Raw genomic sequence first — 896 nt, forward strand, 5'->3', positions numbered from 1 at the left:
TGTCGACTCGGTCCAGGTCCGGTGTGTCGGGCTCGCCGGCCAGTATGGCTGCGGCGGACCAGTCCACGAACTCGGCCAGTGCGTGGTCGGTGCGTAGCACGCTGTCGCGGAAGACGGTGGAGCTTTCCCAGAGGCATCGGCCCATGCCGATCCACTGTGATCCCTGGCCGGGGAAGATGAAGGCCACCTTTGACGCTCGACCGGACCCGCAGGTCAGCGTGGCGAGTTCGGCGGTGAAGTCCTCCCGCGTTGTGCCGATCATGACCGCGCGGCAGGGCAGCGCCGCGCGACCGTGCAGCAGGGAGTAGGCCACGTCGTGGACGGATACCTTTTCGTTCTCGACCAGCGCCGCCAACCGTCCCGCCGACTCCCGTAGGGCGGGTTCGGTGTGTGCGGAGAGTATCCAGGGCACCGGTTCGGTCGGGGGTGTCTGTGAGGTGTCGGGTTCTGGTGTGGTGGGGGCCTGCTCGAGGACCACATGCGCGTTGGTGCCACTCGCACCGAAGGACGACACGCCTGCGCGTCGGGGGCGTTCGTCCGCGTCTGGCCAGTCGCGGGCCTCGGCCAGTAGCTCGACGGCGCCCGCCGACCAGTCGACCTCGGGGGTCGGCTCGTCGATGTGCAGGCTCTTCGGCATGACCCCGTGCCGCATCGACAGGACCGCCTTCATCACGCCGGCGACTCCGGCGGCGGCTTGGGTGTGGCCGATGTTGGATTTCAGGGAGCCCATCCACAGCGGTTGGTCGCGGTGTTGTCCGTAGGTGGCGATGATGGCCTGGGCTTCGATGGGGTCGCCGAGTTTGGTGCCGGTGCCGTGTGCCTCCACCACGTCCACGTCGGCCGCGGTCAGTCGGGCGTCGGCGAGTGCGGTGTTGATGACGCGTTGTTGGGAGGGG

1 protein-coding gene is annotated in these 896 nt (G+C 68.5%); it reads right to left on the bottom strand.

The annotated features are described in order from the left end of the window. A partial coding sequence (locus JK364_RS54480; RefSeq protein ID WP_201858890.1) for a ketoacyl-synthetase C-terminal extension domain-containing protein occupies positions 1–896 on the bottom strand: 896 nt, incomplete at both ends.

It is taken from the genome of Streptomyces endocoffeicus, assembly GCF_016741935.1.
Taxonomy (GTDB): domain Bacteria; phylum Actinomycetota; class Actinomycetes; order Streptomycetales; family Streptomycetaceae; genus Streptomyces; species Streptomyces endocoffeicus.